This window comes from Bacillus sp. SJ-10 (genome assembly GCF_002843505.1).
GTDB classification, from domain to species: domain Bacteria; phylum Bacillota; class Bacilli; order Bacillales; family Bacillaceae; genus Bacillus; species Bacillus velezensis.
In genome coordinates this window covers 3481341-3507956 of the sequence record NZ_CP025258.1, presented here as the reverse complement: position 1 = coordinate 3507956, position 26616 = coordinate 3481341, and the positions used below count along the sequence as shown (strand labels likewise).

General features: G+C 43.0%; 31 protein-coding genes, 1 tRNA gene, 1 pseudogene and 1 riboswitch. Of the genes and pseudogenes, 16 read left to right on the top strand and 17 right to left on the bottom strand.

The genetic code is table 11. The features are described 5' to 3' along the window. Positions 1 to 22 precede the first annotated feature (22 nt). Positions 23 to 409: a spore coat protein gene (locus CXL14_RS17250; protein WP_101287883.1), complete on the bottom strand. Its 387-nt coding sequence runs from the start codon at positions 407 to 409 to the stop codon at positions 23 to 25. Positions 410 to 579: 170 nt separating this feature from the next. Here CXL14_RS17250 and CXL14_RS17245 point away from each other — a divergent pair, with 170 nt between their 5' ends. The 4 genes from CXL14_RS17245 to CXL14_RS17230 all read left to right on the top strand — a co-directional run bounded on the left by CXL14_RS17245 (position 580) and on the right by CXL14_RS17230 (position 2094). Beyond that, positions 580 to 936, top strand: coding sequence for a DUF1360 domain-containing protein (locus tag CXL14_RS17245; protein WP_014417437.1), 357 nt, complete (start codon positions 580 to 582; stop codon positions 934 to 936). A 286-nt stretch (positions 937 to 1222) separates the two neighbouring features. Continuing rightward, positions 1223 to 1420 (top strand): hypothetical protein, encoded by a 198-nt coding sequence (locus CXL14_RS17240; RefSeq protein ID WP_014417438.1) that lies wholly within the window; start codon positions 1223 to 1225, stop codon positions 1418 to 1420. Positions 1421 to 1511: 91 nt separating this feature from the next. Further along, the gene (locus tag CXL14_RS17235) at positions 1512 to 1673 is read left to right on the top strand and encodes a YjcZ family sporulation protein (protein WP_007610678.1); all 162 of its coding nucleotides are present in this window, start codon (positions 1512 to 1514) and stop codon (positions 1671 to 1673) included. Between the two features lie 166 nt (positions 1674 to 1839). Then, on the top strand, positions 1840 to 2094 hold the full coding sequence (locus CXL14_RS17230; protein ID WP_003154986.1) for a sporulation-specific transcription regulator SpoVIF: 255 nt from the start codon (positions 1840 to 1842) through the stop codon (positions 2092 to 2094). Positions 2095 to 2162: 68 nt separating this feature from the next. Here the strand turns inward: CXL14_RS17230 and CXL14_RS17225 are convergent, their stop codons facing one another. Further along, the gene (locus CXL14_RS17225; protein WP_014417439.1) at positions 2163 to 4448 is read right to left on the bottom strand and encodes an ATP-dependent helicase; all 2286 of its coding nucleotides are present in this window, start codon (positions 4446 to 4448) and stop codon (positions 2163 to 2165) included. Between the two features lie 120 nt (positions 4449 to 4568). Between CXL14_RS17225 and CXL14_RS17220 the strand changes: the two genes are divergently transcribed. Together CXL14_RS17220 and bla (CXL14_RS17215) are read left to right on the top strand one after the other, a co-directional pair. Then, complete coding sequence (locus tag CXL14_RS17220; RefSeq protein WP_014417440.1) at positions 4569 to 4823, top strand: hypothetical protein; 255 nt, start codon at positions 4569 to 4571, stop codon at positions 4821 to 4823. Between the two features lie 68 nt (positions 4824 to 4891). After that, positions 4892 to 5641 (top strand): subclass B1 metallo-beta-lactamase, encoded by a 750-nt coding sequence (gene bla / locus CXL14_RS17215; protein WP_014417441.1) that lies wholly within the window; start codon positions 4892 to 4894, stop codon positions 5639 to 5641. A 41-nt stretch (positions 5642 to 5682) separates the two neighbouring features. Here bla (CXL14_RS17215) and CXL14_RS17210 read toward each other — a convergent pair whose 3' ends face one another. The 6 genes from CXL14_RS17210 to CXL14_RS17185 form a co-directional block, all read right to left on the bottom strand. Further along, positions 5683 to 6405: an ABC transporter permease gene (locus tag CXL14_RS17210; protein WP_014417442.1), complete on the bottom strand. Its 723-nt coding sequence runs from the start codon at positions 6403 to 6405 to the stop codon at positions 5683 to 5685. Further along, entirely contained in the window at positions 6398 to 7135 is a 738-nt protein-coding gene (locus tag CXL14_RS17205; RefSeq protein WP_014417443.1) for an ABC transporter ATP-binding protein, read from the bottom strand. Before CXL14_RS17205 ends, CXL14_RS17210 begins: the two co-directional genes overlap by 8 nt. Further along, positions 7136 to 7369: an AbrB/MazE/SpoVT family DNA-binding domain-containing protein gene (locus tag CXL14_RS17200; protein ID WP_007409078.1), complete on the bottom strand. Its 234-nt coding sequence runs from the start codon at positions 7367 to 7369 to the stop codon at positions 7136 to 7138. A 158-nt stretch (positions 7370 to 7527) separates the two neighbouring features. Beyond that, positions 7528 to 7959: a GNAT family N-acetyltransferase gene (locus CXL14_RS17195; RefSeq protein WP_014417444.1), complete on the bottom strand. Its 432-nt coding sequence runs from the start codon at positions 7957 to 7959 to the stop codon at positions 7528 to 7530. Between the two features lie 5 nt (positions 7960 to 7964). Next, positions 7965 to 8480, bottom strand: coding sequence for a YjcG family protein (locus CXL14_RS17190; RefSeq protein ID WP_003154969.1), 516 nt, complete (start codon positions 8478 to 8480; stop codon positions 7965 to 7967). Positions 8481 to 8505: 25 nt separating this feature from the next. Continuing rightward, a complete protein-coding gene (locus tag CXL14_RS17185) occupies positions 8506 to 9228 on the bottom strand; it encodes an esterase family protein (protein WP_014417445.1) in 723 nt (240 codons plus the stop codon). A gap of 174 nt (positions 9229 to 9402) precedes the next feature. Continuing rightward, a riboswitch (SAM riboswitch) is annotated at positions 9403 to 9528 on the top strand. A gap of 69 nt (positions 9529 to 9597) precedes the next feature. Here CXL14_RS17185 and CXL14_RS17180 point away from each other — a divergent pair. From CXL14_RS17180 to CXL14_RS17170, 3 genes are all read left to right on the top strand, one after another. Beyond that, positions 9598 to 10719, top strand: coding sequence for a methionine biosynthesis PLP-dependent protein (locus tag CXL14_RS17180; RefSeq protein WP_014417446.1), 1122 nt, complete (start codon positions 9598 to 9600; stop codon positions 10717 to 10719). Then, positions 10712 to 11887, top strand: a complete 1176-nt coding sequence (gene metC, locus CXL14_RS17175) for a cystathionine beta-lyase (protein ID WP_101287881.1) — start codon at positions 10712 to 10714, stop codon at positions 11885 to 11887. Before CXL14_RS17180 ends, metC begins: the two co-directional genes overlap by 8 nt. Positions 11888 to 12026: 139 nt before the next feature. Next, positions 12027 to 12099, top strand: a tRNA-Val gene (locus CXL14_RS17170). A gap of 244 nt (positions 12100 to 12343) precedes the next feature. Here the strand turns inward: CXL14_RS17170 and CXL14_RS17165 are convergent. The 5 genes and pseudogenes from CXL14_RS17165 to CXL14_RS17145 all read right to left on the bottom strand — a co-directional run bounded on the left by CXL14_RS17165 (position 12344) and on the right by CXL14_RS17145 (position 15941). Further along, a complete protein-coding gene (locus CXL14_RS17165; RefSeq protein ID WP_014417474.1) occupies positions 12344 to 12700 on the bottom strand; it encodes a hypothetical protein in 357 nt (118 codons plus the stop codon). Positions 12701 to 13065: 365 nt separating this feature from the next. After that, on the bottom strand, positions 13066 to 13365 hold the full coding sequence (locus tag CXL14_RS17160; protein ID WP_014417475.1) for a contact-dependent growth inhibition system immunity protein: 300 nt from the start codon (positions 13363 to 13365) through the stop codon (positions 13066 to 13068). Positions 13366 to 13417: 52 nt separating this feature from the next. After that, positions 13418 to 13725: pseudogene (locus tag CXL14_RS17155) on the bottom strand (hypothetical protein). Positions 13726 to 13758: 33 nt separating this feature from the next. Further along, positions 13759 to 14151: a CDI toxin immunity protein gene (locus CXL14_RS17150; RefSeq protein WP_014417478.1), complete on the bottom strand. Its 393-nt coding sequence runs from the start codon at positions 14149 to 14151 to the stop codon at positions 13759 to 13761. An 11-nt stretch (positions 14152 to 14162) separates the two neighbouring features. Then, positions 14163 to 15941: a T7SS effector LXG polymorphic toxin gene (locus tag CXL14_RS17145; RefSeq protein ID WP_101287880.1), complete on the bottom strand. Its 1779-nt coding sequence runs from the start codon at positions 15939 to 15941 to the stop codon at positions 14163 to 14165. Between the two features lie 947 nt (positions 15942 to 16888). Between CXL14_RS17145 and CXL14_RS17135 the strand changes: the two genes are divergently transcribed. From CXL14_RS17135 to CXL14_RS17105, 7 genes are all read left to right on the top strand, one after another. Next, positions 16889 to 17638 (top strand): alpha/beta fold hydrolase, encoded by a 750-nt coding sequence (locus CXL14_RS17135; protein WP_014417481.1) that lies wholly within the window; start codon positions 16889 to 16891, stop codon positions 17636 to 17638. A 336-nt stretch (positions 17639 to 17974) separates the two neighbouring features. Next, on the top strand, positions 17975 to 18307 hold the full coding sequence (locus tag CXL14_RS17130; RefSeq protein WP_101287878.1) for an HIT domain-containing protein: 333 nt from the start codon (positions 17975 to 17977) through the stop codon (positions 18305 to 18307). A 67-nt stretch (positions 18308 to 18374) separates the two neighbouring features. Further along, the gene (locus tag CXL14_RS17125) at positions 18375 to 18845 is read left to right on the top strand and encodes a hypothetical protein (RefSeq protein ID WP_014417483.1); all 471 of its coding nucleotides are present in this window, start codon (positions 18375 to 18377) and stop codon (positions 18843 to 18845) included. 604 nt (positions 18846 to 19449) lie between these two features. Then, positions 19450 to 19812, top strand: coding sequence for a hypothetical protein (locus CXL14_RS17120; RefSeq protein ID WP_101287876.1), 363 nt, complete (start codon positions 19450 to 19452; stop codon positions 19810 to 19812). 61 nt (positions 19813 to 19873) lie between these two features. Next, positions 19874 to 20125: a hypothetical protein gene (locus tag CXL14_RS20585; protein ID WP_375838657.1), complete on the top strand. Its 252-nt coding sequence runs from the start codon at positions 19874 to 19876 to the stop codon at positions 20123 to 20125. Between the two features lie 120 nt (positions 20126 to 20245). Beyond that, complete coding sequence (gene bla, locus CXL14_RS17110; RefSeq protein WP_089072421.1) at positions 20246 to 21166, top strand: class A beta-lactamase; 921 nt, start codon at positions 20246 to 20248, stop codon at positions 21164 to 21166. A 110-nt stretch (positions 21167 to 21276) separates the two neighbouring features. Further along, complete coding sequence (locus CXL14_RS17105) at positions 21277 to 21531, top strand: putative quinol monooxygenase (protein WP_089072422.1); 255 nt, start codon at positions 21277 to 21279, stop codon at positions 21529 to 21531. Between the two features lie 126 nt (positions 21532 to 21657). Here CXL14_RS17105 and CXL14_RS17100 read toward each other — a convergent pair whose 3' ends face one another. The 4 genes from CXL14_RS17100 to galT all read right to left on the bottom strand — a co-directional run bounded on the left by CXL14_RS17100 (position 21658) and on the right by galT (position 26616). After that, a complete protein-coding gene (locus CXL14_RS17100; protein ID WP_089072423.1) occupies positions 21658 to 23070 on the bottom strand; it encodes an MDR family MFS transporter in 1413 nt (470 codons plus the stop codon). Positions 23071 to 23212: 142 nt separating this feature from the next. Next, complete coding sequence (locus tag CXL14_RS17095; RefSeq protein WP_007407329.1) at positions 23213 to 23686, bottom strand: MarR family transcriptional regulator; 474 nt, start codon at positions 23684 to 23686, stop codon at positions 23213 to 23215. Between the two features lie 266 nt (positions 23687 to 23952). Then, positions 23953 to 25065: a glycoside hydrolase family 53 protein gene (locus CXL14_RS17090; RefSeq protein WP_014417488.1), complete on the bottom strand. Its 1113-nt coding sequence runs from the start codon at positions 25063 to 25065 to the stop codon at positions 23953 to 23955. Between the two features lie 51 nt (positions 25066 to 25116). After that, positions 25117 to 26616 carry a UDP-glucose--hexose-1-phosphate uridylyltransferase gene (gene galT, locus CXL14_RS17085; RefSeq protein WP_101287874.1) on the bottom strand — a complete coding sequence of 500 codons (1500 nt, stop codon included), beginning with the start codon at positions 26614 to 26616 and terminating at the stop codon, positions 25117 to 25119.

Here is a 26616-nt window from a genome sequence, read left to right as displayed (position 1 = left end):
TTTAAATATTTGAAAAGAAAGGTTAAAGGATGTCTAGTTCAGCAAAAAGTATATTTAATAATTGAAATAAAGTTTGTACAAAGGCCATGATATCGTCTGCTGTCAGTGTGATTTTGACATTGCGGCTGTTAATGACTTGAATGAGGGTTCGCTTTTTTATTTGGCAATGATCGAGGATCAGCAGTTCGGTTGCCATTTGGTCGGCTGTGTCTTCATCTGCGATCGCGAGCTGTGTCGCAAGGATAATCGCCGTAGTAACTGAAGCTTGTATTGAAAGAGCGGCCGTTATAAGTGTTGTATCTATTGTGACATTTTCGCAATCAATCACTTCGATCTTCTGCTCGAATTCGTTGGATAATTGTTCGAATATTTGCGGTTGCAGTGTTTCGACTTTTTCTTCAAACGACATAACCTTCACTCCTTTCTCATTCATACTTTATATAATGCAAATGAAACGCCGAGCGGAATAAGAAAAACAACTAAATCGCACCTATTTTTTTATCGGACAAGGTGCGATTCATGAAGATCAGGGTTTTCGCATATGTATAAAGAGGTCAAGTTTTGAAAAGGAGTGAACAGGTGGTTATCAATTGGCTTTCATTTATTCTGTTATCGTTTGCCGTTTTCCGGCTGGCCAGGCTTTTCGTATTTGACACCATTATGGCGCCGCTTCGGAGCCTTTTTCACGAGGAAAAAACAGAAACCGCACCAGACGGCACGACAGAAACCTACATTGTCATAAAAGGAAAAGGCATCAGGGCATTTATCGGTGAACTTCTCAGCTGCTACTGGTGTACGGGCGTGTGGTGCGCCGCCTTTTTAATTGCGGCCCAGATTGTGGTACCCGAGGCTGCGCAATGGCTGATTTTGCTGTTAGCCATCGCCGGCGCGGCCGGGATCATTGAAGCTGCGGTTTCTCGTCTTCTGCAGGAATAAGGCGGTTCCACCAGCAACTTACCGTCACTTTCGGCATAAACTGGCATATATGACATAAGGAAAGGAAGGATCACCATGAATCAATCAAGCAAACCTTCCCAACATTCTCCATACAAGTCAACTGTGCATCAGCCTTACGAAAAAAAAATTAAGAAAAAAGGCTGCGGCTGCGGCCAAAAGAAAAAACCGAAATAGCCGTTTTCTAAAAAACCGGAACTTCCGGTTTTTTTGTTTTTTGCCGAACGCCGGCCTCTGTTCGGCATAGATCATAGGAGGAGGGGATGTTATGAATATATTTGAATCATTCATAAACGGTAAATACCGCCGGCACAATCAAAACCAGCGGGAGCATGACAAATATATCTTATCTATTGAAAAACAGCTGTTTGAGTTTGATGAAGCGGGATCGCGCTTTGAGGAATGGATAGATGTGTTTGCCGCCGAAACAGAAGCAAAACTGAAGAAAAATGAGCATTCTCACTAAAATGAATGAAATCCGCACCGGCCCTATGCATTTATCCAAGCCAAACAAGTCGGCTCACATAGAGTATAGAGAGTAAAGGAGGTGCTTAGATATGGGATTCGGATATGGCGGATTCGGCGGCGGCTACGGCGGTTATGGCGGCTGCGGCGGATACGGAGGCGGCTATGTCGGAGGCGGATACGGCTCAACATTTGTTCTTGTTGTCGTATTGTTCATCCTTCTGATCATTGTCGGTGCATCCTTTTTTGGCTAAACCTTAGCAAGACCTTGGATAAGCGCGGGACCGTTCAGTCCCGTGCTTCCCTGATGTATGAAGGAGTATAGAGACGGGGCACTCGGAATTTTTTCCTTGTCTTACGGGCACATGTTCCGCTCTTTATTCATACAATATCGTATTACTCCACAAAAGGAGGCACACCATGGATAATCAATTTTTCAAAAATATTGAGAAGAAAACAGGCGTCAGCATGAAGGATGTCATGAACCTTGCAGGATCATTGCAAAATGCCAATTTCAAAGATGAAAACACGGTGAGAGGCGTCATTCAGAAGGTGTCCCAGCTGGCTAACAAGCGTGTTCCGAAAGAATTGGAAGACAAAATCGTTCAATCTATTACAAGCGGTAAAGAGAAACTTGATTTTGGCACCATTTCTAAAATGCTGAACAATAAATAGGCATCAGCCGGCCTTGCTAAAAAGGCCTTTTTATGTGAGAAGAACCCGGCAGCGATCTGCCGGGTTCTTTATATCCTGAGTGCGCTCCGTCTGTCCGTCCGAAGAAGGGGCTCGAGAAATCTTGAGCTGCGCGCTGTTTTTCCCCGCCTGTACGCGGGACAAGATACATATAAATGCTGCATGGCCCTTGTCATTGCGACATACAGAAGCCGTCTTTCTTCTTCGAGCGGAGCGGGATCGCCCTGTCTCGCCGTCTCAAGCGCGAAGTCATGGGGGATCGAGCCGTCAGCCGCGCCTAAAATATAGACCGTATTGAATTCAAGACCTTTAGAGCGGTGAATGGTCAGCAGTTCGACGCCGTTTTCATCGGTTTTCAGATTCTCAGCGGCGCGCATATGATCGACATGCGCAAGAAAATCGGGAATCGTTTTGAATTTTTTGGCGGCCACTTTGACATCCCTGAGATCATCAGAGCCTTTTTCCAGTTTGTTCCCCTCATTGCCCCGTTTTTTTAAATACTCGGAAAAACCCATTTTGCTTTCTGCAAAGGTGATGGCTTCAACCGGCTTCATTGTCCGGATGCTTGCGAAAAACGGAACGATCTGCTTGATCTTCCCTATTTGAAAAGGCTTCAGGTCAGGCAGTTTCGTCAGTGCCTTAACCATCGTGCAATCTTCCGTGATTGACAGCGCCTTTAACGTTTGCAGGGCGGATTGCTTTAAAAATAAGGCGGGCAGCAGGTCTTTCACCGCATCCGGATCATCTTCATTCTGACTCGCATATAAGTAGGCGAGGATCTGGCGTACGATTCTGCGGCTGTAGAACGTCTGCACGCCCCGGTCGGCATGATAAGGAATCGATGATTGATGCAGTCTTTCATAAATGGCCCGTCCGGCGCTGTTTGTCCGGTAAAGCACGGCAAAGTCGTCAGGACTCGCCCCGTTTTGAATCTTCTCTTTCATATCCGAAACGATCATGGTCGCTTCTTCTTCTTCATCGTAAGGATAAAATATCACGGGATTGTGAACGCCGTCTTTGACGGCAGAAAGTGTTTTTTCATACCGTTTTTTATTTTTCTTTACGACGGCATGAGCGCTTGAGACGATCGGATGCGGCGATCGGTAATTTGCCGTTAAGTAAATGGTCTTTGCAGCCGGATAATCCTTTTGAAAATCTAAAATGAAAGACGGGCTGCTGCCGCGGAACGCATAAATGGATTGGTCGTCATCACCCACGCAGCACAGGTTATTCTCAGGGCTTGCGATCATTTGCATAATGTTGTACTGGACAGGATTGATATCTTGAAACTCATCAATCAAAATATGAGAAAATCTGTTTTGGTACTGTGCGAGAATATCAGGCCGGCTTTGAAACAGTTCATAACAGCCTTGGGCCATGTCATCAAAATCAAATTGCCGTTTTTCCCGCTTTTGCCGTTCGTAATGTTCGTAGAGCCTGTACACTTTTTTCTCCCAGTCGTCCGCAAGCGGAATGGTCTCATGGGGGAGATATGTGTTTTTCCAGCAGCCGATAAGCTGAAGCGCCTGGTCGACGGGAAACTCTTTTTCATCCAAATTTTCTTCATAGAGCGCCTTTTTCACATATTGCTCTTTTTGCCACTCCATTTTTAAAAGCTGGCTGCCGTTCCATTTTGAAGAATCATAGTGATAGAGTATTTTATAGAAAAAGCTGTGGAATGTTCCGGTCACGAGACGGGAGACTTTTCCGGCTGCCAGACCGTACTCATTCGCCATCCGCTCTTTCATTTCGGCGACGGCTTTTGTCGTAAAGGTCACAAGCAGCATATTCTCAGGTGAAATGCCGAGGTGTTCAATCATATGGGCGGCGCGTGCTGTCAGCACCCTTGTTTTTCCGCTTCCCGCTCCGGCAAGCACTAACAAAGGTCCGTCCGTTTCAGTAACTGCCTTCATCTGTTCACGGTTCAGGCCGATGCCGGGGAACAAAGATGTATCAGCCGCCTCGGATGTTGGTGAAAACGGTTCGGCCGCAGGCACTTTTTTCGGGCTTTTCCATTCTGAGACGATCGGTTTCGGATTCTCTGAAATCGCTTTTCCTTTCGGCAGGCGGAACATGCCGGCTTTCTTATACTCTTCTTTTTCTTTCTCCGCTTGCGGTTCCTCGGCCGCGCATGCTTTTTCACAGGCGGTGAAGTCTCCCTTTTGCCGGTGATAAAATGCCGGCTGCTCTAAAATCGAAAGCCGCATCAAGACGGGCTGCTCACAATGTGCGCAAAAAATATTTCCTTTCTGAGCTTCTTCAAAAAGGAATTGGTAATGTTCTCTAGAATATTTATGTAAATGTATCGTTCGGTTATTCATTCGGGCGCATTTCAAAAAGGGGTCCTCCCATTAAAAGGTGTTCATCCATTTGATAGACAAAGAATATCATAACAAAAGAACCGCGTTTCAAAAAGTAAGATTAAGGGAAATGAAAAGCGAAGGGGAGGGGTACATATGATTTATGCAGGACGGATTCAAAACCAGCAGTATTCTCAATACGCAAACCGGGCAGCGGGTTATAAGCCTGATTACGCCGGCATTACGAAAGCAGCCGCCCTCGCCAATGACAGGGTGTACAGAGAGGTGGAACGCCGCCAGGAAAACACCGCAGCCGCAGAAAAGAAAGTACTTGAGGAAAAACGTAAGCGCTCTCTTTCCCGTCTGCCGCAAATCATGGGAAAAGGCCGGTTAATAAATCAATACGTGTGAAAAAGCCCGGAAATATCCGGGTTTTTTTGAGTCGTATATATGAAAGATGCGGAAAGGAATGATTCAATTTGAGAAAGCTTTCATTATTAATTGCGGGGTTATTTCTATTCGGCCTCTTTACTGCCGGAATGAAACCGGCACATGCGGCGGATGGCTCCGCAGCAAAAGATGTCACTCTCACACAGCTGGCGCCGCATGTCTGGATGCATACAAGCATCGGTACGGCAGACGGAAGTCCCGTCCCTGCGAACGGATTGCTTCTTGAGACTTCCAAAGGAATCGTACTGATTGATACTCCGTGGAATGACAGTCTCACAGAGCAATTAATGACACAAATAAAAAAGCGGTTTCCCGGAAAAAGGATGACCGATGCCATTGTGACACACGCCCATGATGATCGTATCGGCGGTCTGAACACCCTGTACAAATACGGTGTAAAGGTGCACAGCACGAAACTGACCGCCGACTTCGCCCGACAGCAGGGATATGACCGGCCGCTCGGAGATTTGAAAAACGTGACAAAGCTGCAGTTTGGCGATATGAAAATTGAAACGTTTTATCCGGGAAAAGGGCATACGGAAGACAATATGACCGTCTGGCTGCCTGAGGATAAGCTCTTATTCGGCGGATGCTTAATCAAGGCTTTAGAAACAAAGGAAATCGTGCCTACTCCGGGCTTTTATCCGGATCAGTGGCCGCGCGCCGTCCGCAAAGTCATGAAAAGATATCAGGACATCAGCATTGTCGTTCCGGGCCATGGCAGTCCGGGGGATGACCGTCTGCTGCCGCATACGATAAGCCTTCTGAAAGAAACGTAATAAAGAAGACCGGCGCTCCCATTACGGAGTGCCGGCTTTTTTTATTTCTTCCTGATTTTCATAAAACTGAGGAAAGCAAGTGCAAGCGCCAAAACGGTATATCCCGCTATCGGCCAAATATGCTGATGAAATGAAGAATAATCTCCGGATATGACTTCCTGGGCCAGCTCGATCGAGTGAATAAACGGTAAGGCATAAGCGATATGTTTGAATGTGTCACCGAGCAGGCTCACCTCCATCCAAGCCCCGCCCAGAAATTGCACGAGTGTAATATAAATCGTTCCGATACCTGAAATTTGTTTGTCCGTAAACACAGCCCCTAAACATAAACCGAAGAAAACGGACATCATCGCAATCGGCAGCAAGACAGCGATACCTGCGAGAAGATTCATCCACTCGGCGGATAAACCGGCAGCCGCTGCTGCGATAAAACAAATGACGATTTGTAAAATGGCTAACGGCAGCATCGGCAGTGCATAACCGATGACATAATCGGCTGTTTTTAAAGGGGAAGCAAACAAACGGGTCAAAAGGGCGGTCTGTTTGTCTTTTGCGATCAGCAATGCAGAGAACATCGTAAGGAAAGCGAAACCGAAAACAATGAGTCCGGGTGCTAAGTGCTGAATTTTAAAGGTATCAAGCGGCGCATTTTTTTCAATCGCCGTAAACAGAAACAATAGAATAACAGGCAGTGCGATTCCAAGGATAATAGACAGGGGGTCACGAAAAATTTCTTTGCGGTTGCGAATGGCGAAATCAAGCATAAAGACCCGCCTCCCCGTCACAAATCGCTAAAAAGGCATCTTCAAATGTGGCTGAATGAGTTTGCATTTTCAGAGCCTCCGCCGTGCCCAGTGCTTTTAAAGTCCCATTTTCTAAAATGCAAATACGATCTGCCAGGGCTTCAGCCTCTTCTAAATAGTGTGTCGTTAATATAATCGTCATGTCTCCCTTTAATGCCTCAAGATTTTTCCACAACTCGCGGCGTGAACGGACGTCCAGCCCTAATGTCGGCTCATCTAAGAAATAAATATCCGGCTTGGTGATCATTCCCATTGCGATGCTGAGGCGGCGCTGCATTCCTCCTGATAATGTTTTTGTTTTTGCTCTTTCTTTCTCTTTTAATTGAAACAATTCGAGCATCTCATCTGTTCTTTTTTTTGCTTCTTTTTTCGGAATTCCGTAGACTCCGGCTATAAACTCTAAGTTTTCCCGTACGGTTAGATGAGGAGCGATGGCTGTTTCCTGCGGGGACATATTCAATTTCGGTTTTATTTTATCCAAATCAGTCAAAATACTGTGTCCAAGCACTGATGCATCACCGTCATCCGGAGAAAGAAGTCCGCAAAGCATACTGATTAATGTCGTTTTTCCGGCTCCGTTCTCACCGAGTAAAGCGAAAACTTCCCCTTTCTCAACTGAGAACTCAAGACGGTCAACGGCGGCGGTTTCTTTATAATGTTTCGTTAATTGCTTCAGCTCAATCGCGTGCATTTACTCATCCTCGCTATCTTCATCGATTTGCTTAGCGTTTAAAATATCTTTTGCAAATTCGAAAAAGAGTTCTTGTTTTACAAGTGCGATACCTTGCTGGTCATCCCCGAGCATAAGCAGTGAGTCCCCCGGATTTATATCGAAAACATCTCTTGCTTCTTTAGGAATGACAATCTGTCCTTTTGTACCCACTTTAACAGTCCCGAATATGTGTTTTCCTTTTGGTGCCGTCATGTTTATCCCTCCGAAATATGAATTGTATTTTTTGTATGAATTGTAATACTTCGTATACTAAACATACATTAACCTTCCATAAAATGCAATAAAATTCATGAAATAGTATTATTTTCATAAAAAAAGCACTCCTGCTATAAACAGGGGTGCTTTTGATTTTATCGTTTGTGTTCCTTTATCATTTCCAGATGGGGGATGCCCGCATCGAGAAATTCTTCGCCGGATGTGACGCGGTAGCCTTGTTTTTCGTAAAACGGAACCGCCTGCGTCTGCGCATGTAAGAGAAAGCTGTCGGCGCCCTTGGCTGCCGCCGCTTTTTCAAGCGCCTGCATAATGATGGCTCCGACGCCTAAAGAACGATGGCTTTTCATCACGCAGATGCGTTCTAATTTTCCATGTCCGTCTTTCATGCGCCATCTGCCGGCTCCGACCGGCTGGCCGCCGTCATATATGACTATATGTTCTGACGTGTCCTCGAATTGATCAATCTCTTCTTCTTCCGGAACGTGCTGTTCTTTAACAAAGACCTCTTTTCTGACGAAAAAAGCGTCGTTCAGCTGTTTTTCAGTTTTTGCGATGATGGATTCCAAGCAGCTTATTCTCCTCCGCCTAATAAAAATGTTTCGTACACAGTCCATGAGCCGTTATCCAGCTGATAGAGCAGGTGAAAACGGTCGATGACTTCTTCGTGGGAAATGTCCTGCATTTTCAGCTGTCCGAGTACGTCGGAATGTTCATCTGACGACAGCTTCTGGCCGACCGTGACATGCGGAACGAAGCTGTATTCCGGCTCGCCGGATAATGCTCCTGAGTAGCATTTCTCACTCAGAGATTTTAATTCCTCCGTCGGTTCTGCTTTCATATATATCACATTATTCACAGGAGAAAACGAGCTGTATTTTGTGATTTTCAGAACGAGCGGATGCGACTCTTTCGCCGTCTGTCTCAGCTGTGATACGACCTGCTCGATTTCCTGTTCTGTCGCTTCAAACGGATCTCTTACCGTCAGATGCGGCGGAATGAGCGCGTAGCTCGGGTCGTAGCGTTTCCGGTACGAATTTGCGAGATCCTGTAATTTTTTTGATGGAAATAAAACAATACCGTATTTCATGAAAGTTCCCTCCTTAAATGAATGGTTACAGCATTTTTTTCAGCGCCGGCGTGATGAGCGGCTGCCAGTAGGTCCATTTATGATCCCCGTCGAAGGTTTCATACGTGTATTCGGACTGTTTGCTTTCCAGCAGCTGTTTGAGCTCTTCGTTCGGCGCGGTGAAATCAAGAACCTGGCCGTCCGTCGTGTGAACGGCGGTTTCTTTTTCTCCGATTTGATGATAAACGGAAATCTGTTTGAGATCCTCCGACTGCCGGACGGCATCCAGCACGTGCCCGTCAACATACGGAGACTGCATGATGACGTTTCCAAACATGTTCGGATAGTCAATCGCCGTCATGAGCGAAACGGTTCCGCCGAGGGAATCCCCGATCATCGTGCGGCCGTATCCGACTTGATAAGTCGGGTATTCTTTGTCGATAAAAGGAACGAGCTCATTTGCGATAAACCGCTTATATGAGGCGAACTTAGAGCCTTCTGGATGGTATGTGTTTCTTCGCTCCCGCACATTTTTATAAGGGACGCCGATAATGATGCAGCGGTCAATTTCCCCTGTTGACATAAGCTCTTCCGCCTGCCGCCCGATTCTTCCTAATCTGAAATAATCATGGCCGTCCTGAGCGATGACCGTATGATATTTATAGAGAGGGGAGTAGGTGGCGGGCAGGTAGACCAAAACGGTCATTTCCTCTTCAAGCTCATGGGAGAAAAGTTTTTTCTCATGAATGATTCCGTTTTTTGATGCCACATCGCATTCCTCCAGGCCGCTTCTTATCTTGATGGTTTTTTCCTATTGTACCATGAATTATTAGAAATTTCTTTCTTCAGGTGCACTTCTTGCGAGAGTTCAGATAAATAAAAAGTTGTTGAAATCCATTTTATTGTGCGTTAATATAGAACAATCAGAAAATACAAAACAATATTCTTATCACGAGAGGTGGAGGGACTGGCCCTTTGAAACCTCAGCAACCGGTTTGCTTTGCCGCGGGAAGGCAAAGTGCCAAGGTGCTAAATCCAGCAAGCGATTCACATGCTTGGAAGATAAGAGGAAGAGAAAAGCTCCTTCTTCTTATGAAGAGGGGGCTTTTTTATTTTTGAAAAAGGATGGTGCTTACTGATGACGCAGCATGTTGATACAAAATTAGCCCAAATCGGAAATAGAAGCGAAGAAGCAACGGGAACGGTCAGTCCGCCGATTTATCTGTCCACCGCTTACCGCCATAGAGGAATAGGAGAATCTACAGGTTTTGACTACGTGCGCACGAAAAACCCGACACGCCAGCTCGTCGAAGACGCCATCGCCGTGTTGGAAAACGGTGCGAGAGGATTTGCCTTCAGCTCGGGAATGGCAGCCATTCAAACCATTATGGCATTGTTTAAAAGCGGGGATGAATTGATTGTATCCTCCGATTTATACGGAGGCACGTACCGTTTGTTTGAAAACGAATGGAGAAAATACGGCTTAAGCTTTATTTACGATGATTTCAGCGATGAAGACTGTTTACGCTCCAAAATAACGGAAAACACGAAAGCGGTATTTGTTGAAACGCCGACAAACCCGTTAATGCAGGAGGCGGACATTGAAAAAATTGCCCGGATTACGAAAGAAGCCGGCCTGCTTTTAATTGTGGATAATACGTTTTATACCCCGGTGCTCCAGCGCCCGCTTGAACTGGGAGCGGACATCGTCATTCACAGCGCCACAAAATATTTAGCCGGGCACAATGATCTTCTTGCCGGTCTGGCTGTCGTTAAGGATGAAGAGCTCGGCGAGATCATGTTTAATCACCAAAATGCGATCGGCGCGGTTCTTTCGCCGTTTGATTCGTGGCTTTTAATGAGAGGGATGAAAACACTCGGACTCAGAATGCGCCGTCATGAAGAAAACGCTCGTGAACTTGCAGAATTTTTAGAACAGGAAAAAGAAATCGCCGACGTATTATATCCCGGAAAAGGCGGAATGCTGTCTTTCCGGCTGCAAAAAGAGGAATGGGTCAATCCGTTTTTAAAGGCGCTGAAAACGATCTGTTTCGCAGAAAGTCTCGGCGGGGTGGAAAGCTTTATTACATATCCCGCGACGCAGACGCACATGGACATTCCGGAAGACATCCGTATCGCAAACGGCGTCTGCAACCGTCTGCTGAGATTTTCAGTGGGCATTGAACATGCAGAAGATTTGAAGCGGGATGTCAAGCAGGCATTACAGCAAGTAAAAGAGGGGGCCGTGTCATATGAGTAATCACAATTGGACGCTGGAAACCCAGCTTGTGCACAATCCATTTAAAACAGACGGAGCCACCGGAGCCGTCAGCGTGCCGATCCAGCATGCTTCCACATTCCATCAGTCTTCATTTGAAGAATTCGGGACATATGACTACAGCCGCTCGGGCACACCGACAAGAACAGCGCTTGAGGAAACGATCGCAGGTCTTGAAGGCGGAACGAGAGGTTTTGCTTTCAGCTCCGGTATGGCGGCGATTTCGACGGCGTTTCTGCTCTTATCCCAAGGCGACCATGTCCTCGTCACGGAGGATGTGTACGGCGGAACATTCCGCATGGTGACTGAGGTTCTGTCCCGTTTCGGAATCGAACATACCTTTGTCGATATGACGGATATCAACGAAGTGGCGCGGAATATCCAGCCGAACACAAAGGTCATTTATATGGAGACACCGTCAAATCCGACGCTCGGAATTACTGATATTAAAGCGGTTGTCCAGCTTGCAAAAGAAAACGGCTGTCTGACCTTTCTGGATAATACATTCATGACACCTGCACTGCAGCGTCCGCTTGATCTCGGCGTTGATATTGTGCTTCACAGCGCAACAAAATTCCTGAGCGGACACAGTGACGTGCTGTCAGGCCTTGCCGCCGTAAAAGATGAAGAGCTCGGCAATCAGCTGTATAAGCTGCAAAATTCATTTGGAGCGGTGCTCGGCGTTCAGGACTGCTGGCTCGTATTGAGAGGCTTAAAAACATTGCAGGTCAGACTGGAAAAAGCGAGCCGGACGGCTGAGCGGCTGGCTGCCTATTTTGACGGGCATCCCGCAGTCAAAAACGTTTACTATCCCGGCCTTGCCGGACACCCGGGAGCCGATACCCATAAACGTCAAGCGAGCGGAGCGGGCGCCGTCCTGTCCTTTGAATTGGAAAGCAAAGAAGCCGTCAAAAAGCTGGTCGAAAACGTATCGCTTTCGGTATTTGCCGTCAGCCTCGGCGCCGTCGAGTCCATTCTCTCATACCCTGCAGCCATGTCGCATGCCGCCATGCCGAAAGCAGAGAGGGAGAAACGCGGCATCACAGACGGCCTTCTGCGCCTGAGCGTCGGAGTCGAAAACGCCGAAGATTTAGAACGGGACTTCGAACAGGCATTGAAAAAAATAACCCCCGCCCAAGTGAGATCATAAACGAAAAGGGCGCCGTCAATTTTGCGACGCGCCCTTTTTTTTATTTTAGATAAAAAAAGTGTTGACGAATGAGAAATCAGGATATATAATTATAAATGTCAGAGAGACAACAACATACCCAGCAACACATACATATCATGATTCCGTAGCTCAGCTGGGAGAGCGCTACCTTGACAGGGTAGAGGTCGCTGGTTCGAGCCCAGTCGGAATCATAGCCAAAACCCTTGCGCAGCAAGGGTTTTTTACTTTTTATTGAAACAGCTCTAGAGGCTTACATTATTTCAGTAAGAAGGGCAAGGAAATGGCATTGATAGCTATTATGCACTGAAAACCGAAAATTCGTCAGACGGTTCCTAATGAGTTCTCCAGATAGTAACTGCGGATCGAAAACAAAGTGAAACTTGAAGCGGTATTAAGTAATAAAAAGGTCCCTTGAATTTCAAGGGACCTAAAGTTTCAATCATCACTCTTATACCTTTGGGGGATCTTGTCTCTCCAATCGAGTATAAGTTTTTTGAATTTTTCTGTCTCCATGGAGCTTCTATCGTTTTCATTTTCTGTATAAAGGTGTTCTATGACTGTTTGATCTTCTTTTATATATGCAATGGTTGTATTTAGTTGAATCTCATATTCTTCAGAAGAACCATCCAATACATCTTGAATCAATTTCAAGTATTCATCAGCTTCATCTACCGAAACAATGTCTTCAATGAAATCAGAAAAGTATTCTAACTCTGCGGGGAGAATTACTCGTAAGTATCCTAAATGATCTCTTTTACATTCAAATGAATATTCCATAATAAAATCAATCATTCCCTTGGTTTTTTATATAAAGGATATGCAGTAGCTATTGAGCCATCTTTATTAATATACATCTCTACATCTAATACAGCCGATATGGTTTAGCGACTTTTTGTTCATCAGAGAGATGGGAAAAATCCCATAAAATGAGATTAAAAGAATATAAATTAAGTCCATTATTATGGGTTTTTTTATTACCCTCTTTTTCTGCAGTTTATACCACTTCAATTTATCTGTCATCAAAAATGCGGTCGAACGATTCAGTCCATGTTTGTTTTGAAGACATACGGCATTTACGGACTAAAAACGAAAGCGGAGCTAGAAGTGAAATTGAAATTATAAAAGAAGCCCTTCTTATAAGAGGGCTCTTTTTCTAACTATGTTGTTTTAAGGTGTTTTTTAATTTGTTCAGTGACTTGCTTAAGCCATTCTAATGGAGTTATATCATCTTCAGGAAAGTATATGCCATCCGCTGCTTCCTCTATAAATTCATTCTTGTCTTCTTCTGAATAATCACTATTTACAAACTCAGTTAGTGCTATTAAATCTCTTTCTTTTAGTTTTTGTGATGCTTCATTTAAATATTTATCAAGTGCATTTGCCGGAGACTCTATTCCTTGGTGGAAATGTCCACCGAGAAATCTAAATACAGGATCAGAAACTTTAATTTCAATCATTACTTATCACCACCAAGAAATGAACTTCAAATCTGAGAAATGGTGCGTATCGTTATTCTATATAACTTTCTGCTATATCAATATCGTTTGTCATTTCTAAGTCAGGGCACTTTTCATCTAATTTTTTTAAACAATTAATAAGTTCTTTACTGTGCAAACTTTCAGCTAAATCTTCAAATACCTCACTGACCCAATATAAATCTGTTTATTACAATTTTCTAGATAGCTGATTGTATTTTCTTCGTTTTCTGAAAGCACTTCAATTATTTCATCCCAACTTTTTTGAATGCCATAGTCATCATTAAGATTAAGTTTTTTTCTTTTAATTAATATATCTTTCATTTTTTTCTCTAAATTCATATTGATTCTCTTAACTAAGAAGGGCTAATATTTTCATATTGCTTTTCCTATTGTTACATCTCCATCATGGAAAAATTCAATAACATAACCAGATTCGCTGAACATGAAGGTATCTGAACCTACAGCAGTTACATCATCAATTACGTTTAAGGCGTTGTCTAAGCTGGTTTTTACAGCTGGATAATCACCGTAAGCCCAAAGGAGAATAACAGTTTTATTATCTATTTTATTCTCAACTAACCATTCATCAATATCTTCAGCGTAATCAATAGATCTGTGATAAGTTACTTCATCCCATTTAATTCTTCCCCATGATGTGAAGGGGAAACTTTCGCCAAGATGCTCATGATATTTACGTGTCTCAGAAATAGTGAGGACTTCTTTGTTATCTCCAAGAGCTTCTAGACATTCTTCGTATAAGGTCATATTAACACTTCCTATTTATTTAAATGTTTTAAAAGGGATTTATAAGTATCTTCGTTTCCGTTAAAAGGTATATAATATTTCTTTGCCATATCTCCTTTTCCATTTCTATAATCCTCAACATTTATATGAGGTCCCTTTTCGGGATCATAATCTAATCTCCAAAGGACTTTATTATCTTCAGACATTCGGCCAGTAACTTTACCAAAGCCTGCGCTTTTAGATAAAGTACCTATAAAAGGCTTTGAATCTATTCCTAAATCACCAATTAGATTTAGCGCCTCATTTCTAGCTTGTTCATATGTGTCTACCTTTGGAAGCGCAACTTCTCTTGATTTTTTGGAAAGGCCTTTTTTAACTGCCTTGTTTTTTGATGACTTACCATTGATTGATTTAAAGAGTACCCTATCTTTAGTGGAATCGGCTATTCCTTTTAGGAGTGGTGTATTTTTTACGTTAATAGTATGCTCAGCATCTTGAAGGATTCCTTCTAATGCAGGAGTATACCGATTGACAGGAGATTTGTAAAACTGTTTTACAGACTTTCCGCCTTTCTTAATTGTGCCGCCAGCTTTAGCAAGATCTTTTGAGCCTGTTGAGACAGAGGACTTTCCGCCTTTCAATAACAGAAGACTTCCGCCCAAGTAAGTAACATAGTGCATCCGTGTATATGCATCGCCGTGAATCATCTTTTTATCCCAATCATCCTTCAATGTGTCAACCATACTTTGAAAGACACCTAGATAGTCGTATTCCAGAACAGTATCCAGAACTTTTTGAGGATCTTTGTTTAAGTTGTCAATTGTCCAACCAATATTCCGTCCGAGTTGAAGTGCTCCTTCACCGGTATCCTTGGCAAGATCGTATACACCTACAAGCAGACCTTTGGCGCCATCACCTATGATTCGCAATGCTTCTTTTCCGTTATCAATGAAAGCTTTACGCTGTTCCAGAAATGAAACAAATTCAAGCTGTTCAGGGGTGAGATTCTCATAGCCAACCTTTTTGGCGATTTCTAAGTATTCATCCGGATCAGTGACTCCATCGGCCAGCTTTTTCTTCAGATCCTTGATTTCCCGCTCTTTCGCTTCTTCCTTTTTAATCGTCAAATAAGCATCCGAATGCCTAGCAATCTCGCCTTTTTTCTTATGGATGTCGCTTTCACGGTACGCTTTGGCGTTGTAGTGAAGCGGCGTGGCGCCTTTTCCTTTGCCTGTGGCGTTTTGAAGCTGTTGAAAGTCGGCTTGGATGAACTGTTCGTTCGCTTCGGTTTCTGCGTATTCTTTCGTTAGATCGTGATCAAGCTTGCCGAGCTTATGTATCGTTTCGCTTCTTTTTTTGTCAGCTGAAGAAATCTTCTGATCTGTGTTTTCGGTTGAAAACAGATCAAGCGAGATGATGTCTTCAATCTCTCCGAGGATGGAGCGCATGTCCTTTTTCTGCTCTTCCATAATCGCCTTTGATTTACTGAGGGCGTGGGTGAGCTCATGCTCCAGAAATGATTCCTCCACATGCGAATTGGAAAGTCCGGCATCTTCGACCTTACCGGGAAGGCTTGTGAGAAATGCGATTTTCATATCGATCAGATCAAGCCAGCTGTCTGTGACGCCGGCGTGGTCTTGGAAAAAGGCTTTGATGTTGTCAGCGCCCCGGCCTGAGAAGTCGCTGTCACCGAGATCAGCCATACCTTGAAACGCTTTTTTCAGATTGACCATCTGGCCGCGCAGTTTTTTGTATTCATCGGCACGCTGTTTGGCAGCGGCGAGGAGGGTGGTTGCTTCGAAAACTTTCATGACCATAATCCTTTCATTCGAAATACTTCAACAAGATTTTACCATGGAGGAATGTGGAATAAGGTCAATGTACTATCTAAAATGGTAAAATGAATCATTTGACCCACTTCTTTGTCCTTTTAATTATGTGATTAAGCATTTGAGAAGAGAGCTTATGGATGGGAAACCGGAGTGCAGGAATTACTCGGCAGTGTTTGAATGAATTGGAAATATTAAGCCAGTTAAAAGGCTGGAACATATTTTTAGATAATGAATTGTAGTGTGTAAAAGATGAAAATGGCGTAATTCAAGATGCAGGTGATTTATTAACCGGAATTGATATATTAACGGAAAATAATGTATAATGTACCGGGCAGCTTTGAACTCATTGAATGTGATGAACATGAAGAAGTGGAAAGTTTTTATAAGATAAATCCTGACTGAAGAGACTTAATTGAATGAAAGTTAACATAAGTCTATTTACCCTGTTCTTTTTTAGGAGGAAGGTATGTAAATATTAACAATAATTGAAATCGCATTAGTGGCAACTGTATTAGGTTTATTTGCATGGACTTTTAAAAAAGAGAAAAATACTGATGAAGATGTATTAAATTATGCTAGATATATGATTTATTTGCTTGTAGCTGAAGTTGCATTGTATGCCGTGTTTCAAATGGTTTAAGTTTAAACACGTCTTTACTCTAACAAAGAGAGATGTGAACAATGATAAATATCTTAACTAATATCTTAAAAAATGACAGATTAGATGAATACCCATTATTACATAGAGAGTCTCGATTTCTAGGGTAGCATATAGTGTTCTAAGTGATGATAAGGGTTTAAAAGAAGTATTTTTTAGAGAAGAAGAGTTTATTGGAATGAGATGATGGCATTTGACTAAAAAAATCAGAGACAGAATGCCCCGTTTTAACCTATAAATCTAATGATTAAACACTGGAGGTTTTTGTATGAATAAAATTACCAATACTGGCAAGATGCAAGATATTGGTGGTATTAAGCTCTATTACGAATTTTTTGAAAGGCAAAATGAAAACATTACAGTCATATTTGAATCAGGGTACGGATGCCCTTCTGCTTCTTGGGACCCTATAAAAGGTGAAATTTCAAAATTTGCGCAATTTTTCATCTACGATAGAGCAGGTTTAGGAAAAAGTGAAAAAGACGATAGACCAAAAGACAGCAAGCAGTCTGTTGAAAATCTTCGTACTCTTTTACAAAATGCGAATATTAAACCACCATATATGCTCGTAGGGCATTCATTTGGAGGAGCAAATGTAAGATTATATGCTTGTACATATCCAGAAGAAGTAGCAGCGGTTATTCTCTTAGATTCCTGCCATGAAGATCAAAACAAAATTATGCCACCACTATTCAGTGAAGAAACAAGATCTCTTTACTTTAATCAATTTTCGGTAGAAGGTTCTTTAAGTGAAATTCAAGATAGTTTTGAACAAATAGACAAATGCACATCATTAGGAGATATCCCACTTATAGTTGTCAGCGCTGGTTTACAGTCTTATCATACAACTGAATCCTTCGCTGCGTGGAATCTATTTCAAAGAGACTTTCTGCGTTTATCAACAAATAGCAAACATATTGTTGTGAAGAATGCATCACACGGTCTACATGTTGATCAACCCCAGATTATTGTTGACATTATTAAAGATACATTGAAAGAGATACAAAAATTAGTTTAGTTAAAAGCAGTAGATGAGGGCAGTCTTGTATTGGTTAGAATAGGTAGCAATCCTTAAACACCGTATCAAAAGCGGCTGGATTGCACGGAATGGAAAATTCTATAAAGCAATACGATAAAGAGTAAACATTTTATTTAGACATTATTTCTTAGAGGAGAAAGCTTATGGATTTACTTAATTGGACTTACATTATATCTACAATTATAGGAGCTGCTGGATTCATAAGTTTATTGTGGTTCTCTTATTTTAATGATAAAGGTGAAAAATAAAGCAGAGCATCGAGTGAATTTGTATATTGACTATGAAGATCAACGCTAAAAAGTAAGGGGGGGATTAATGATGACAGAAGATTTTTATTGCGATGAAGTATTAAGCGGAAAAACAAAAGTAAATAAAGTTTTAGAAACCGAGAATGTATTGGCGTATCATCATACAAGACCTTTTTGGCCGGTGCATATTGTTGCTATTCCTAAAAAACATATCTCTTCTTTAATCACTTTGGAAGAAGACTACAATGAACTTTTACTCGAGTTGCTGGGTGTGATTAAAAAGGTTGCGGCGAAGGTGACAAAAGAAAGTGGTTCTTGCAGGGTGCTTACAAACTTAGGAGATTATCAGGATTCAAAGCATCTGCATTGGCATATAGCTTCAGGAGACCCATTGAGATAAAAGAATCCTTTTAAAGTGGACTCCAAGGAGCAGTTGATTCTAAATAGCCAAAAATTGAGGATATAAAATGAAATTGTATAATGAATTTATAAATATAGCTAAAACTCTTAATAAAGAGTTAGACATTACTCCATTATTATATGGCTCTTTAGGTCTTGAAAAGGTAACTGGGTTGAACTTTTCACCAGAAGATATTGACATCCTTATTCCTTTAATATTTTTAGAGGAAAAGTGGGAAAAACTTAAAAAAATTATGGAACTGCAAGGATATAAATTGGTTGATTTACATGAGCATGAATTTAGGAAAACTAATACTAAAATAGGCATTGCTTACATTGAGGATTTAAAACCATTTGCAGATGTAGACTATCATAACCTAGGGGTTTTTGAAGATGACGGAGCCAAATATCATTTGCTGACTATTGATGATTACCTCAAGGTTTATAATATGTCTTTATTAGATGGATATAGAAGAACAAAGAAGAGTAATAAAGATCAAAGTAAAATTAACATATTGAATAAACTGATACAGTATTAATTAAATATTTGTACATTAACATGGCGGCAAAATCATCACCTCTTCAATCCATTTTTGCATCTCTTCGTTTGGAGTTCAATAAAGAAATATCGGCCGCATACTCAAGACCCCCTCACCATTAACTGTGAAGGGGTCTTTTTTATTTATCTTATTAATTTGGAATATGCATTGACTAGCAATTCATATTCAGAAAGGTCAATTGTTTTTAGATTCACCGTTCTTTTTGTTCTCGGCAATCTTTTTGTCGACTAAATCACTTTGTTCAGGTTGAATCGGTTGTTAGAACATCATGTGATGCACCTCCTTTAAAAAGCATAGCACACACATATTAGAGGGCTGAAATTCACCCGTATGAATTGGGATACGGCTTTTCGCATGGAACCAACATGCGGCAACTGGTCAACAGCTTTAGAAATTTCATCCTAACAGGGAAGTGCGGCAAGCATTGGGAATATAAAGGAATATAGGCTTGCAGCTATGAAGGATGTATGAAAATCCGTCAGATGGCGGTGTCGTGACAGTTCGAATGCGAGTGTATGGAACTTCCCGTTCATCCGGAGTTATGTGAGAGGGACGAAAAGACTTTTTTTGAGGAGGAAGCGGAATGATTGAATTTACACGGCCATCACCTATGAAGAAAACATGCACGATGCACCCGGAAAAGGAATCTGTCAGATCGGTTTCGTTTACTGATTTTAACGGCAATTCTGTAACAGTAACACTTTGTCAAATGTGTCTGGCTGAATTAAAAATGAAAGCCGCGACTGAATACAGGAGCATGACCGAGGAGCGGGCCAAACAGAATCGTTTCAAGATTGGTGATCATGTGTATTTAGAGCATTTGGGAATAGTCAGCGAGATAAAAAACATGGAAGGCGTTCAAGTGGCAAACAGGACAGACGCAGACGGAGTCCGGAAGGCTACCCCTAAGGAAATCGCAGAATTTAAAAAGCAGGGGAAGCAATGACGGTGAAAAAACGATTCAGTCAATCATTTATCAGTTGTGTTACTTATGGGAGCGGCGGCCGTTGCGCCGCCTGCTTCCGCCGTATGGTCCGGCTGGCAAAATGAATTCGGGTAGAGCGGCTGGGTGTTTTACGAATGCCGCGACATACACGGCCGGCGTATACAAGAAGCACAGCGGCGGCGGGCTGAATGATACGAATCTGGTGCCGCAGGGCGGCTCCGGCAAGAAATCAAACGCTGTATCACACGGGTTTTTCTCGAAATATCTGCCGGAAGAAACACTATCCATTGAAGAGATTCAGGGGTGTTTTTAATTAAATTTTCAGCTGATTTCCTAACTGTCATGGACAACATCTCACAGGAAATATATTGACTTTCATCCTGTTTGTAATGTTAATTAGAAGATGTATACAAAATCATTTTAATGAGGAGGCCTGAATGTGAAAAATAAAGCGGGAATACAAGTTGGAATATGCATTGGACTTTTATGTTTAAGCTTTACCGGTTTCAATCCTTTATTCGGCTCAGCGCATGCTGAAGCGAAGTCTATAGAAAACACAAAAATGACAAGCTGTATAACGAATCAAAAATTTGTTCAGCTTGAGAAAAAATTTGATGCCAGGCTTGGGGTTTATGCGATTGATACAGGTTCAAACAAGACAATCGCCTATCGGCCGAATGAACGGTTTGCTTACGCATCAACCTATAAAGTTCTGGCCGCAGCTGCTGTTCTGAAGAAAAGCTCAAATGAAAAACTTAATGCCATCATCCGCTACAGCAAAGACGATTTAGTTACATATTCTCCAATCACAGAAAAACACCTGGATACAGGCATGAGCCTGAAAGAAATCTCAGAAGCCGCTGTCCGTTACAGCGATAATACCGCCGGGAACCTATTGCTGCAGCAGCTTGGCGGCCCTAAAGGTTTTGAAAAGTCATTGAAACAGATCGGGGATCATGTAACGAAAGCTGATCGATTCGAGACGGATCTAAACTCTGCGATTCCCGGGGATCGTCGTGACACAAGCACCGCAAAAGCACTGGCAACTGATCTTAAGACTTTCGCTTTGGGTAACACTCTCACGACTGACAAGCGCACGATTTTAACAGATTGGATGCGGGGCAACGCTACCGGCGACGAACTGATTCGGGCAGGCGCTCCTGCAGGATGGGAAGTCGGCGATAAATCCGGAGCCGGAAGCTACGGCACACGAAACGACATTGCCATCGTGTGGCCGCCTGACAGAGCCCCAATTGTTTTGGCAATCCTGTCAAACCGGTTTACGGAAGATGCCAATTATAATAATGCTCTTATCGCTGAGGCTGCAAAAGTCGCTCTTAATGCCCTTAAATAAACATTGCCGTTCATTTTTTATGGACGGTTTTTTATATGTTGAGAATGCGGTATGCCGGTTTCGATGTTATAATGTAAAGCCATAAAAAGATGGGAAGAGGGGGAATTTCGATGCATTACATAACGGCATGCTTAAAAATCATCAGTGATAAAGACCTTAATGAAATAATGAAGGAATTCAAAAAACTTGAGGAAGAAACGAACAAAGAAGACGGCTGTATTCAGTTCCATGCTCATCCGCTCGAACCATCAGAACGCAAAATCATGCTTTGGGAGATTTGGGAAAACGAAGAAGCTGTTAAAGTCCATTTTACGAAAAAACATACAAAAGACGTTCAAAAACAAGAATTAACGGAAGTAGAATGATTAATGAAAAGCAATGTGAATGAGTAAAAGGCTTTGTCTATTGTTGGCCGACTCTGTCAACAACAATCATCAGTTTCGTTCACTAAAACCCTTGCTGCGCAAGGGTTTTTTACTTTAAAAAGTTCTTTATATCGCAGTCTTTTTATGGGTAAGGAACAGACTTGGAATGAAGATGGCCGCAAGGATGATGACGGATATTAAGAATCCGGCATGGTAGCCTTTTAAACTGTTCGGAATCGTTGGCTGCAATCCTTGTATGACAGTTGCGGTAACGGTTGCGATCACAGCTGAGCCAAAGCTGGAACCGAGGTTTTCAATCATATGAATACCGACACCCGCTTCCGGAAGCTGTTTGCTGTCAAGGCCTGTATAAGCGTCACTCATTAATGGGAGCATAATTCCTCCAAAACTGGTGCCGCGGATAAATAATACGACGGAAATCCAGATCATACTTGTGTTATCGGTGATAAAAATAAGCGGGATAGATCCGATCAGCGAAAGAACAAGACTGACCGTAACCACGTATTTCGCACCGATTTTATCAATCATTTTTCCGATCAGCGGACGAGTCACGAGCATTCCGACTCCTTGAGGGATTAAAGCGAGTGCTGCTCCGACTGCCGTGAAATGACGAATGTTTTGAAAAAACAGCGGAAGTATTAACATCGGCCCCATGATGGCAACATTCGCTAAGAACAACCCGATCGAAGATGATAAGAAGCTCTTGTTTGCAAACAAATTCATAGGCAGCACGGTTTGGTTTTTCTTGATCAGATTATATACAAGATAAATGGCTGCTGAAACAAGACCGATGCCCGCCCATAAAATGGTGTCGCTATTGTTAAATGATGCATGATCCGCCGCTTTTGTAATAGCGTAAATCAATGCCGCGCTCATTAATGACAAATTGATAATCCCGAAAATATCGAGTTTACGATCTTTGTTGAATGGTTCAAAGTCTGGAATGGTTTTCATCATAAGCGGTGCAGCAATCAAAACGATGAACACGTTGATGTAAAAAATCCAATGCCATGAAGCGCCTTGGACGATGAAGCCTCCGATGACAGGTCCTAAGATCGGGCCGAAGATCATAGGGGTGCTGACGATTGCCATCACTTTTCCCAGGTTTTCCGGACCTGCCGTTTTAACCAAGAGTGTTGACATAAGCGGAGTCATAATGCCGGCGCTGAATCCTTGAAGCAAACGAAAGAAGATGAAGCTGGAAACGTCACGGCTCATCCCCGCAAAAACAGAAATGACACCAAAGGCGATGACTGAGCCGATGAAGATTTTCTTACCGTTATATTTGTTCATAAGCCAGCCGGATACGGGTACTGCAATCGCAAGTGCTAAGACATAGCCTGTAACGGACCACTGAATGGTATCCAATGTCGTGTTGAAGTCTTTGGTCAGTTTGTCGATGGCGATGTTTACCATCGTAGAGTCAAGCATTGGAGCGATTGCTCCCAGTGCAATAGCCCAGGCGGCTGTGAGAACTTCTTTTGGCAGCCGAAGTTCCTTTCTTTTATGTCTTGACATAGTATTCTCCTCTCAAAATCGCTGTCTTTGTTTCCTTGTCAACAAAATAATAGAGTGATTTTGTTTCTTTGTCAACAATAAGAGGGGTATAAAAAGGCAGCCCGTTTTCATGGAGCAGGGCTGCCTATGGTTTTATTCATATTTATTCCGATTTCATGTCTGCACCAAGTTTCTTTATTTCTGAATCCAAATGCCTGCTGTATGTTTCCACGAAGTTCAGCATTGTGTCAAATTGTTCATCAGTTACTTGTTCAAACACGATTTTGTCGCGTTCTTGAAACTCTTTGTGCAATTCCTCGTGAATTTTATAAATGACTTTTCCTTGCTCGGTAAGCCTGAAATAGATTTCTTTCTTGTTAAGCGGCTTCTGATAGCTTTCGATAAGGCCTTTATTGATAAGCTTCTTCGTTAATTTACTTATGGCGCCTCTTGTCATATAAAGAGACTCCGCAAGTTTTGTCACATTGGCGTCTTCAATTTTTTCGATGAATTCGATGCAATGCACTTCAGAAGGTTTATGCCCCTTAAGGCTTTCTTCCATCTTCAGCCTATTCAGCCACACCATCTTGTTAAAAAAGTCCCTGAAATCCGTGAGGAGCTGTTCTTTTTTGTCCATGTCCCGTCCTCCTGCTCGGTGGTGCTTACACAATATTATAAAATTTTTGTTTCTTTTTCAACAATCGTAAAGTTATTATTTAGGAACTGAGAGATAGTGCGCAGAAATAAGAAGGAGGGGGAACAGAAGAAGTATTCTATTTAAAAAGCGGCTTTTCGGGTATCTTTCTTTCCGTATTCGTTACTTTCTCTGTTTCATAACAGGCTAACTCTACAGCCTTATAAAAAAGCAGGCTGCGCAATGAGCCTGCTTGAGATTCGCATCAATCATTTTCCTGTTGCGGCGTCATAAAAAGCGTCAATTGCGGTTGTGTATTTCAAGACGTTTTTAGACACTTTGGCGGTTGCGCCTAATGGATACGCGTCTGACAGAACGCTGGAGTGAGCCTCGGGCTCCCAGTAAAATACGCCGGTTCCTTTACCGTTCGGAACCGCTTTCACCAGTTTTATGGTGTCTTTTATGGTCCAGTAGGAATCTTTCGGATTATTTTCATCTCCGCCCAGTTCAACCACCATAACTTCCTTGTTGTAGCGTGAGGCGATGTCATTTAAATTAGAGGATAATTGGCCGGTGAGCTCCCAGTACGGCTTACCCTCCCAATAGGGATAGAACGAAACGCCGATGATGTCGGTTTTTCCTCCGTTTTTAAAGAATTGATCAAACCACCATCTGAATAGGCTGTTGTCCGTGCCGTGTGCCAAATGGCTGATGACCTTGGTGGCCGGGCTGACGGATTTCACGGCGTCATAGCCTTTGTTCAGTAAGGCGGTCAATTTGCTGAAATCGTTCGTGCTGCCGTCGGGCAGTAAAATTCCTGAATTCATTTCATTCCCTACTTGCACCCAATCAGGGGAGATGCCGTGATTTTTAAGTTCTTTCATGACATCGTACGTATGGTTATACACGGCTGCCTGCAGCTGGCTGCTTGAATAGCCGGTCCATTGGTTCGGCTTGGTCTGGTGGCCGGGATCAGCGAACACATCACTGTAATGGAAGTCAACCATTACCTTCATTCCTAACGCTTTTGCCCTTTTGGCCGCCGCAAGTACGCCCGCTTTGTCACTATAGCCGAGCATGGTCCATGTTGTGCCGTCTTTCAGCCAATAATAGCTGCTTGGCGGATTCACAAACACTCTCAGTCTCACGGCATTTATTCCGTGATCTTTAAGAATCTGCAAGGCATCTTTCTGTTTTCCGCCGTCATCCAGCCAGCGCACACCTTCGTCCTCCATTTGTTTCAGCCATCCTATATCAGCGCCATAGGCAAACGGGGCATCCGCTTTTGCTTTAGGAGACTTCTCAAAGAATGTAAAAGCAGTGAAAATGAGAGAAAGACAGATTGCGTTTACAAATACACGTTTCAATCGGTTTTTGAACATCACAATACCTCCTGATAAAAAAGATTGTTGATTGATTTCACTCTGAATGTTTCAGCTGCCATTCTCCAATAACGTCGTGAAACGCTGAAACGCCTGAATTCCTTCGGGTGTCATTTTAAAAACGCCTGAATCGGTCAGCGCGCGTAAAAATACATTCGCGGTTTCTTTTTGTAAAACAGCGGCTGCATTTTCCGGTGTCACGTCTTCATCCGCTTTGATGTTTTCAGCCCACGGAAGATGAATGTCTTTGATGTCATGAGGTTCATTCAGTAAATACTTTTTCACTTCTGCCAGCTCATCTTTCAGGCGGGGAGGTAAAACGGCGAGCCCCATCACTTCAATCAGACCGATATTTTCTTTTTTGATGTGATGGACATCTTGATGCGGGTGAAAAATGCCATCCGGATAATCTTCGGAGGTGCGGTTGTTTCTGAGAGCGAGATCGATTTCGAAATCCGTTCCCCTGCGTCTGGCAATTGGGGTGACGGTATTATGGGGTTCATTTGTCTTTGCGATGATGCTGACGGTTTCGTCTGAATATTCCCGCCACTTTTCAAAAACATACGCAGCGGCATCTGTCAGCAAATTCGGATCTTTTGCGCGAAGGCGGATCACTGATACCGGCCACTTCACGGCTTCGGCCTGAACGTCTGGAAAATGACGCATATGAAAAGGGTAGAGGGAACCCGCTTTTGCCATCGGAAACTCATGGGCGCCGCCTTGATAATGATCGTGTGAAAGAATGGAACCTCCTACGATCGGCAGGTCAGCGTTTGATCCCGCGAAATAATGCGGGAAAATTTCCGTAATGGCCAGAAGCCTTCTGAAGCTGTCACGGCTGATGTTCATCGGCTTGTGCACGCTTGAAAGAAAGATAGCATGCTCGCTGTAATACGCATAAGGAGAGTATTGAAACCCCCACTGTTCTCCCGCTAAGTCAAGCCTGATGATGCGGTGGTTTGAACGGGCGGGGTGATGCGGTGTTCCGGTATACCCCTCGTTTTCCATACAGAGCAGGCATGTCGGATACCGGTTTCCCGGGCTGTTTTTTATCGCGGCGATGTCTTTAGGGTCTTTTTCGGGCTTTGATAAATTAATGGTGATGTCCAATTCTCCAAAAGGTGTTGGTGAGCTGTACACGATATTTTTTCGAATGGCCTGCGTCTTAATATAGTCGTTGTTTTGACTCAATCTATAAAAATAATCTGTTGCTTTTTTCGGGCAATCTGATAACAATTTGCTGAATGCGGCATTGATCAGAGAAGGGGCCGGTGTGATCACGTCCATGATTCTGCTTTCCAGCATGTCTCTTTCAGCCGGCGTATCGTTAATGATTGACCGTTTTACCGCGTCTTTCACCATTTCGTCCAAATAGTGAAGCCTGTTTTGTTTCTTGATATGTTTCGGTTCTGCATAATTCGTCAGTCCGAGCAGATCGAGAAGTCTGTTTCTTGTATAAATCACATCTGTTTCATTTATGTCGCCTAAGACAGTGCTTTCTTTCAGAAACCCTGCGACTGATTCAAAAACGTCAATGACCGCCGCCTCCAT